This is a genomic window from Pantoea sp. PvP021 (assembly GCF_054056055.1).
Genome location: NZ_JBSRXX010000009.1, coordinates 196,556 through 204,230, shown reverse-complemented (window position 1 = coordinate 204,230; position 7,675 = coordinate 196,556). Strand labels below are relative to the sequence as shown.

The window sequence follows — 7,675 nt, the reverse complement described above, 5'->3', positions numbered from 1 at the left end:
GAGAGTAGTCCCGTTGTGTACGTTTAACATACTGTTTCATCACATTCTCCTTAAAACATCGGGAAAATGTGTCAACGCTATTCAGGACGGGTCAGTCGTAACAAAAAGGGAAGCCAATGGCTTCCCTTTTTTTATGCCTGTCAGGCACCGCCGCTGATCATCACACGCTCGCCGCTGACCCAGGCGGACTCTTCAGAGGCCAGAAACAGCGCAACCTGCGCCACATCTTCCGGCAGACCAAAGCGTCCCAGCGGCGTGGCTGCCAGCAGTTGCGCTTTGAGCTGCGGGCTCATCCTCTTCGCGGCCAGTAATCCCTCCGTCAGAATCATGCCTGGTGCCAGGGCATTAACCCGGATGTTTTTTGCGCCCAGCTCGCGCGCCAGTCCCTGGGTCAGGGTATCCACTGCGCCTTTGGTTGCCGCCCAGAGCACGGAACCCGGCGTGCTGTTTTTACTGTTCAGGGCGCTGAGATTAATAATGCTGCCGCCGTGCGCCGGGAAGTGACGAATCGCCTGCTGACAGACCATCAGCGTACCCAGCAGGTTAACGTTAATCTGTTGCTGCATCTCCTCCAGCGTCAGCGCCGCAAACTCGCCGTGATGAAAGCTGCCCGCATTGTTCACCACAATGTCGGGCGCGCCGAAGCACTCTGCGGTGGTGGCGAAGAGCCGTTCCACATCGCGCAGGAGAGAGATATCTGCCTGTACCGCCACGGCTTCACTGCCCAGGGTGACGATATCGCTGACCACGTCAGCCGCTCCCACTTCATCCTGACGATAGTTGACCACGACGCGGGCGCCAGCCGCGGCAAAAGCGATGGCAATCGCCGCACCAATGCCTTTTGAGGCGCCTGTTACCAGCGCGATTTTATTCTGCAGTGCCTTCATTATGTTGTTCTCCGCCGTAATGATTGCGTCGAAAGACTATGCGCGCTGGCGCCGAAAAGCGGGTAGTGCAATCCTGCAAGCTTCTTGCACGATCCTGCAAAAGTAACGCAACGGGACAGGTATTCCGCTCAGCGTCAGGTAATATCAGCACAGATAGCGGGAGGGGAGAACACAGTGACAGAGAGTGAGAAGTGGCAGGGGCTGGCACAGTTAATTGCCCGTCATGCTCCGGAGGATGGGCGGCATTCCAGCGCCATAGATTGCCTGTTTTTTGGCCGGGTTTCAGCACCGACTGAGCCGATGCACTTTGCTCAATGGGCCAGTTTTGCCCTGGTGGCACAGGGCGGTAAGGCGCTGCATATCGGTGATGAGGTGCTGCACTATGGTCCGGGCGATCTGCTGCTGGTGACGCTGGATATGCCGGTACGCGCCTGCGTCACCGTCGCCACGCCGGAAAAGCCCAATCTGGGGATTGGTATCGCCATCAATGAATCCCGGCTGATGCGCTACCTCGAACAGTTTCCCCCGACGCTGCCGCTGGCGACACCAGACAGTGAACGTGGCGTCACCGTGCATAAGGTCTCACCTTTGCTGGTGGATGCGGTTATCCGGCTGGTACGCCTGCTTGACCACCCTGAGGACATTGAGGCGCTGGCCCCGCTCATTGAGCAGGAGATTTTCTACCGGCTGCTGACCGGGCCGGAAGGTTCGCGCATCCTGAATATGGCGCTGGCTGAACGGCCGGGCAACCGGGTCGCGCAGGCTGCCCGCTGGCTGCGGGAAAATTTTCATCAGCCGCTGAAGATCGATCGGCTCGCCAGCAGTGTCGGCATGAGCATCTCTTCGCTGCATCATCACTTCAAAGCCGTGACGGCCATGACGCCGATGCAATACCAGAAACAACTGCGGCTGAATGAGGCGCGACGTTTGATGATGGTGGAAAAGCTGGATGCCGGTACGGCAGGCTATCGGGTGGGGTATCAGAGCGCGTCACAGTTCAGCCGGGAGTATCGCCGCCTGTATGGGCAATCTCCGGCCAGGGATAGTCGTCAGCTGGCGGTGAGCCCGGACAGATTGCGCCCACCGCAGAACTGATTACAGGCTGTTAGCCGCTTCCATCGCAATGGCGAAGGAGCGCAGGCGCGCTTCGGAATCAAAAATCTGGCCATTGACCATAATTTCATCCGCCTGGGTTTCACGCATCAGTGAGGCCAGCCCATGACGCACTTTGTCCGTATCGCCGACCAGCGACATGCTGAGCGCCTGCTGTACGCCATACTGTTCTGATGGCGACCAGAGGTTATCCATGTTTTCAACCGGTGCCGGTAACGGGCCCGGTTTGCCGCGGCGCAGGTTGATAAACTGCTGCTGCTGCGAGGTAAACAGGAAGCGCGCATCACGCTCACTGTCTGCGGCGATCACGTTAATGCAGACCATGGCATAAGGCTTGTCGAGACGCGCCGATGGCTGGAAGTTTTCACGGTAGACGTGCAGCGCCTGGAAGAGCTGGTCAGGGGCAAAATGGGAGGCAAACGCAAACGGCAGGCCCATTTTCGCTGAAAGCTGTGCGCTGTAGAGACTGGAGCCGAGCAGCCAGACCGGAATCTGCAGGCCCAGACCGGGTACCGGCTGCACCGGCGGCTGCGCATCCGCTTCAGCATCGAACCAGCTAATCAGTTCAGCCACATCCTCGGGGAACGTGTCGATGTGCATGTTGGCCTGATGACGGCGTAGTGCCATCATGGTGCGCTGGTCAGAACCTGGCGCGCGACCTAAGCCGAGATCGATACGGCCAGGATAGAGAGAGGCCAGCGTACCAAACTGCTCGGCGATTACCAGCGGCGCATGGTTAGGCAACATAATGCCGCCGGAGCCCAGCTTCAGAGTCTCGGTATTCGCCGCCAGATAGCCAATCAGTACCGACGTTGCGGCGCTGGCAATCCCGGTCATGTTGTGATGTTCAGCCAGCCAGTAGCGTTGATAGCCCAGTTTTTCAGCCTGACGCGCCAGCGCCAGCGAATTATGGAACGCATCCCGAGCGGTCGCGCCCTGTGGAATCGGCGCGAGATCCAGCACGGACAGGCGAAGAGGTTTTTTATCAGACATGACTACTCCCGTTGTATGGCGCAGGCGTTAAGTTAAGGCCTGCACCATTTAGTATTACGCATCATTCCTTATATTAAAACTGCTAACCTCAGCAGGAATATAGCCGGTATGTGCTTTTATTCAGGATGCCAGCGTCATGCCCGCCAGTTTGCGCCAGTAACCATTACAATCACTGCCTTTCGCGACCATTAGCGGAGCCTGGCCGTTTTCATTGGCGCGGAAACGGTCGATCTCTGCCAGCGTCGTCACATCCTGCGGCGAGAGCCGTATGCAATCGACCTGGCCGTGCATGCCAGCCAGATCGTTACCCAGGTTATAGCAGTAGCCGCTCATGGTCTGAATGCCATTGAGGACGAACACCTGCTGCCCCTCCTGGGAGTTGACGCGCCGGCCTGTCGGATAGTTGGTACAGCAGGTTTCGCAATCATCTTTCGCGCGGTTTTCCGAGCGGGCAGTGAAGCAGCGCGCTGAGAGCGCCAGCGGCAGATGACCGTAGCCCAGCACCTCCACCTCAAACTGCTGCCGGATACCCCGCGTCTCGCACTGCTCCAGCAGCTGTAGCAGCCAGTCACGTGACATCTCCACCGGCATACACCAGCGCGTCATGCCCTCTTTGACCAGCAGCTGCAGCGTGTCGGCGTTATAAACATTGAGCGTCGGGCCCGCGACAAAGGGCAGATGACGCTCAGCGGCCATGTTTACCGTGCCAATATCATTGGCTTCAATCAGGAACTCACCGTTCTCTACGTAACGCTGCAGCTCTTTCAGCTCAGAGGGCGATTGCAGCAGCGCCAGCGTGCTCAGCACCACCTGTTTGCCGCTGGCCGCGAGTTCACGGGCCAGCGCCATCCAGCGGGCATAGGGCGTGGCGCGACGTTTACTGCACACCGCTTCGCCAAGGTAGATAATATCCGCGCTACTGCGGGCAGCCTGCTGGTAAAAATCTTCCAGCGTATCGGTCGGCCAGTACCAGAGCACCGGCCCAAGGGCATATTGCATCATGACTCCTTATTGCCATTCACGGTGATAAGCACCCAGCGTGGTTTGCGAACCTTCTGAGAGATCGCCCAGCGTCTGCATCCACTGTGGTGCGACTTCAAACTGTTCCGGCTGCGCCTTGCAGCGATCAATTGCCTGACGCCAGACGCGCGCCACGTCAGCGACATAGGCAGGGCTGCGCTGACGGCCTTCGATTTTCACCGAGGCGATGCCTGCCCGCAGCAGTTCCGGCAGCAGCTCCAGCGTGTTCAGACTGGTGGGCTCCTCCAGCACGTGATAACGCTTGTCGTTAACCACATAGCGTCCTTTGCAAAGTGTCGGATAACCCGCGCTTTCGTCCGGGGCGTAGCGATCGATCAACACTTCATTAAGACGTGACTCCATGCCCTGCGGCGTCTGCTGCCAGCGCACAAACTTCGCCGGGGAGCAGGCACCGGCGCTGTTAGGCGATTCACCGGTCAGCCAGGAAGAGAGGTAGCAGCGGCCTTCCGCCATGATGCACAGGCTGCCAAAGGCGAACACCTCCAGCGGTACCGGTGTGCTGCGTGCCAGCTGTTTAACCTGGTGAATCGACAGCACGCGAGGCAGCACCACACGCTGCAGATTGAAGTGGCGATGGTAAAAGCGAATCGCCTCCAGATTGGTCGCCGAAGCCTGTACAGAAAGATGACGTTCGACCTGGGGATAGTGCGTCGCGGCATACTCCAGCGTGGCGATATCCGCCAGGATCAGCGCGTCGGCTCCGTTTTGCGCCGCCACATCAATCGCCCGCTGCCAGCGGCCCATGCCATCCGGATGGGCAAAGGTGTTGATCGCGACATGCAGTTTGCGGCGATGCTGATGAAGATAACGCGCGGCTTCAGCCAGTTTCTTATCGGTGAAATTCAGACCCGCAAAATGACGGGCATTGGTGTCATCTTTCAGCCCCACATACACCGCATCAGCGCCATTCTCTACAGCGGTGCGCACTGCGGGTAAGTTTCCTGCCGGGCAGAGCAGTTCCATAGATATTCCTCTCAACATGCAGATGGGCGTCGAGTCTAGGCATCTGGTCCGGGCAGCGTGTTGATTTGGGGCAGTGAAATTCAAATTCATCCGTCCGGCGGCGCTTTTTTTCCCTGCATGGCAGCGGTTTTTATTGATCTCAGAGGAGGCGCGCAGAAAAGGATATGGCAATATACGTAAAATTTTCTGAAGGGAGTGACGAAAGTGTTAGAGCGGATACATGCCCATTGTGTGAAAAACGGTCCTAAAATCTTAGGGTTACCCGCTGCGTTCACCCCATTCCCGGTCAAAAAGTTGCTTCTGCAACAACTCTTAAACTGGCAATTTCGTCATGCTTTGGCTGAAGGTGAGTTAGACTTTCTGGATGGTCGCCTGCTGGGTATTGAAATTGCCGATCTCAATCTGCAATGGATAACCACGCTGCAGGACGGCCGACTGGCGGTATTGCAACAGTCCGAAGCGGATGTCTGGTTTCGGGGCAATGCCAATGATCTGTTGCTGGTGGCAGCACGTAAAGCAGATCCCGACATGCTGTTCTTTCAACGCCGGCTGGTGATTGAAGGTGACACTGAACTGGGACTTGAGGTGAAGAACGTAATGGATGCTATTGAACCCGAGGCTATGCCCACCGCGTTACGCACGGCAATTGAGCAGATGGCGGCATTTGTCGACGCCGGCATGAAACAGGACGCGAAGGCCGCACAGGCACGCGCAGGTGCTGCATGTTGATTCGTAGTGAAATTGGCGTGGATGCCGCAGGCATCGACGCGCTGCTCAGACGCTGCTTCAGTACCTCTGCAGAGGCGGAACTGACTCAGGCGCTGCGTGAAGATGGCTTGCTGACCTTAGGCGTGGTCGCGACGGATGACGAGGGACAGGTGCTGGGTTATGCCGCATTCAGTCCGGTCAGCGTTCAGGGTGAAGATCGCGGCTGGGTTGGCCTGGCGCCGCTGGCCGTCGATGAGACGCTGCGCGGTCAGGGAATTGCCAGCAAGCTGATCTATGAGGGGCTGGATACGCTCAATGAATTTGGCTACAGCGCAGTAGTGGTGCTGGGCGATCCGGCGCTGTTCAACCGTTTTGGTTTTGAACCGGCGGCACGCCACGGCCTGCGCAGCCGCTGGCCGGGTACAGAGGCAACGTTCCAGGTCTACCGTCTGGCCGATAATGCGTATGACGGGGCGGAAGGGCAGATCGACTACGCCGAACCCTTTAATCGCCAGCCGTAATACCCAGCCAGCTCTCCAGACAGCCGGGCTGGCCCGCCACCAGCAGTAATTTCTGCTGGCGGGTCAGTTGCTTGACCTGATACTCCAGCCTGGAGGCGCTGGCGCGATCGCCCGCGTCACAGTGAAACACCAGGTCCAGCGGCCCTTTGCCGCGCAGCGCGCGGGCGCCGCGTCCGCTCTGGTGCTGAGCGACCCGGCGCACCACATCCGTGGTGATACCGGTGTACAGGCTCCCTTTCGCCGTACGGACGATGTAGAGTTGCCACTGCTGACTCATCGCAATCATTTCCCAAAAAAAGGTGCCGGGCAGTGTAGCGCGCTTCACTCTCCGGTGCACCGCCAGGAGTTTATCTTGTCCGATCACGCCCATCTGGTTCGCTATCTGAGAAAGCAGCATGTGCTTTCACTCTGCTGTACCGCCGACGATCAACTGTGGTGCGCTAACTGCTACTACGTCTTTGATGAGACGCGCATGGCCTTCTGGATCATGACGGAACCCGATACCCGCCACGGTGAGTTAATGGTGCAGAATCCGCAGGTTGCGGGCACCGTCAATGGCCAGCCCAGAAGCGTGCTGCTGATTAAAGGGGTGCAGTATCGTGGCCATGTCAAACGGCTGGAGGAGACAACAGAGCAGATCGCCAGAGCCGCTTACCAGAAACGTTTTCCGGTCTCACGCAAAGTGTCGGCACCGCTGTGGGAGATTGTGCTGGATGAAGTGAAGATGACGGATAATGCGCTGGGATTCGGCAAGAAAATTGCCTGGCAGCGGGAGAAATAGAAACGCCCTTTTCAGCAGAAAAGGGCGTCGCGGCTTACAGCGCTTCGAGGATCCGCAGGGATTCACGATTAAAGGCCGGTAAATCGGCCGGGGTGCGGCTGGTGACCAGCTTATCGTCGTCTACTACCACTTCCTTATCATGGAAGTCGGCACCGGCATTGATCAGGTCAATGGCAACGGCTTTAACGGTAGTCATCTTGCGACCGCGCACGCCGTTAGCGCTAATCAGCAGCTGTGGCCCGTGGCAGATGGCAAAAATTGGCTTGCCGCTGGCAACAAACTCTTTGGTAAAAGAGACAAAACGATCGTCGCCGCGCAGGGCATCGGGCGAGTGACCGCCAGGCAGGAGCAGGGCGTCAAATTCAGCCGGGCTGACGTCATCAATGCTGCGATCGATGGTCACTTCCGCTTCGCCTTTCTTGCCTTTAACGACATTACCGGCTTGTTTCTCAATGGTAACCACCTCAAAACCAGCGCGTTTGTAAACTTCCGCAGGTGAGGTAAATTCTGAGTCTTCAAATTCATCGGTAATTAAAACCGCCACTTTCTTGCTCATTTTTTTCCTCCTTCAGCATGTGGAGCGCGAGACGCGCTTTCCGGATAACGCTATAAGCCTGGTCGCTGAGAGTGAGAACGCAAGCCAGCCCGTTAAGATCAGCTATCTTTTA

The 7,675-nt window shown here is 57.6% G+C and carries 10 protein-coding genes; 4 read left to right on the top strand and 6 right to left on the bottom strand.

The window, feature by feature from the left end; genetic code table 11:
* Positions 1-140: 140 nt before the first annotated feature.
* The gene (locus ACVKSX_RS20040; protein WP_010251759.1) at positions 141-887 is read right to left on the bottom strand and encodes an SDR family NAD(P)-dependent oxidoreductase; all 747 of its coding nucleotides are present in this window, start codon (positions 885-887) and stop codon (positions 141-143) included.
* A 174-nt stretch (positions 888-1,061) separates the two neighbouring features.
* Between ACVKSX_RS20040 and ACVKSX_RS20035 the strand changes: the two genes are divergently transcribed.
* The gene (locus ACVKSX_RS20035; protein WP_031592044.1) at positions 1,062-1,982 is read left to right on the top strand and encodes an AraC family transcriptional regulator; all 921 of its coding nucleotides are present in this window, start codon (positions 1,062-1,064) and stop codon (positions 1,980-1,982) included.
* Here the strand turns inward: ACVKSX_RS20035 and ACVKSX_RS20030 are convergent, their stop codons facing one another.
* The 3 genes from ACVKSX_RS20030 to ubiU form a co-directional block, all read right to left on the bottom strand.
* Complete coding sequence (locus tag ACVKSX_RS20030; protein WP_010251755.1) at positions 1,983-2,993, bottom strand: luciferase-like monooxygenase; 1,011 nt, start codon at positions 2,991-2,993, stop codon at positions 1,983-1,985.
* Between the two features lie 120 nt (positions 2,994-3,113).
* Positions 3,114-3,992 (bottom strand): U32 family peptidase, encoded by an 879-nt coding sequence (locus ACVKSX_RS20025; protein ID WP_263056390.1) that lies wholly within the window; start codon positions 3,990-3,992, stop codon positions 3,114-3,116.
* 9 nt (positions 3,993-4,001) lie between these two features.
* Positions 4,002-4,997 carry a ubiquinone anaerobic biosynthesis protein UbiU gene (gene ubiU / locus ACVKSX_RS20020; protein WP_062759370.1) on the bottom strand — a complete coding sequence of 332 codons (996 nt, stop codon included), beginning with the start codon at positions 4,995-4,997 and terminating at the stop codon, positions 4,002-4,004.
* 204 nt (positions 4,998-5,201) lie between these two features.
* On the opposite strand from ubiU, the gene ubiT reads away from it, so the two are divergent.
* Both ubiT and ACVKSX_RS20010 read left to right on the top strand, forming a co-directional pair.
* Entirely contained in the window at positions 5,202-5,726 is a 525-nt protein-coding gene (gene ubiT / locus ACVKSX_RS20015; RefSeq protein ID WP_010251750.1) for a ubiquinone anaerobic biosynthesis accessory factor UbiT, read from the top strand.
* Complete coding sequence (locus ACVKSX_RS20010; protein ID WP_010251747.1) at positions 5,720-6,226, top strand: GNAT family N-acetyltransferase; 507 nt, start codon at positions 5,720-5,722, stop codon at positions 6,224-6,226. The genes ubiT and ACVKSX_RS20010 overlap by 7 nt, the downstream gene beginning before the upstream one ends.
* On the opposite strand, the gene ACVKSX_RS20005 is transcribed toward ACVKSX_RS20010, so the two are convergent.
* Entirely contained in the window at positions 6,210-6,503 is a 294-nt protein-coding gene (locus tag ACVKSX_RS20005) for a GIY-YIG nuclease family protein (protein WP_031292823.1), read from the bottom strand. The genes ACVKSX_RS20010 and ACVKSX_RS20005 overlap by 17 nt on opposite strands.
* 75 nt (positions 6,504-6,578) lie before the next feature.
* On the opposite strand from ACVKSX_RS20005, the gene ACVKSX_RS20000 reads away from it, so the two are divergent.
* Entirely contained in the window at positions 6,579-7,007 is a 429-nt protein-coding gene (locus ACVKSX_RS20000) for a YhbP family protein (RefSeq protein WP_029519474.1), read from the top strand.
* A 34-nt stretch (positions 7,008-7,041) separates the two neighbouring features.
* On the opposite strand, the gene ACVKSX_RS19995 is transcribed toward ACVKSX_RS20000, so the two are convergent.
* Complete coding sequence (locus tag ACVKSX_RS19995) at positions 7,042-7,563, bottom strand: type 1 glutamine amidotransferase domain-containing protein (RefSeq protein ID WP_111534524.1); 522 nt, start codon at positions 7,561-7,563, stop codon at positions 7,042-7,044.
* Positions 7,564-7,675: the final 112 nt, after the last annotated feature.

Coding starts and splice junctions, on each gene's coding strand:
- ACVKSX_RS20040 (WP_010251759.1), bottom strand. CDS start 887: ATGAAGGCACTGCAGAATAAAATCGCGCTGGTAACAGGCGCCTCAAAA.
- ACVKSX_RS20030 (WP_010251755.1), bottom strand. CDS start 2,993: ATGTCTGATAAAAAACCTCTTCGCCTGTCCGTGCTGGATCTCGCGCCG.
- ACVKSX_RS20025 (WP_263056390.1), bottom strand. CDS start 3,992: ATGCAATATGCCCTTGGGCCGGTGCTCTGGTACTGGCCGACCGATACG.
- ubiU (WP_062759370.1), bottom strand. CDS start 4,997: ATGGAACTGCTCTGCCCGGCAGGAAACTTACCCGCAGTGCGCACCGCT.
- ACVKSX_RS20010 (WP_010251747.1), top strand. CDS start 5,720: ATGTTGATTCGTAGTGAAATTGGCGTGGATGCCGCAGGCATCGACGCG.
- ACVKSX_RS20005 (WP_031292823.1), bottom strand. CDS start 6,503: ATGAGTCAGCAGTGGCAACTCTACATCGTCCGTACGGCGAAAGGGAGC.
- ACVKSX_RS19995 (WP_111534524.1), bottom strand. CDS start 7,563: ATGAGCAAGAAAGTGGCGGTTTTAATTACCGATGAATTTGAAGACTCA.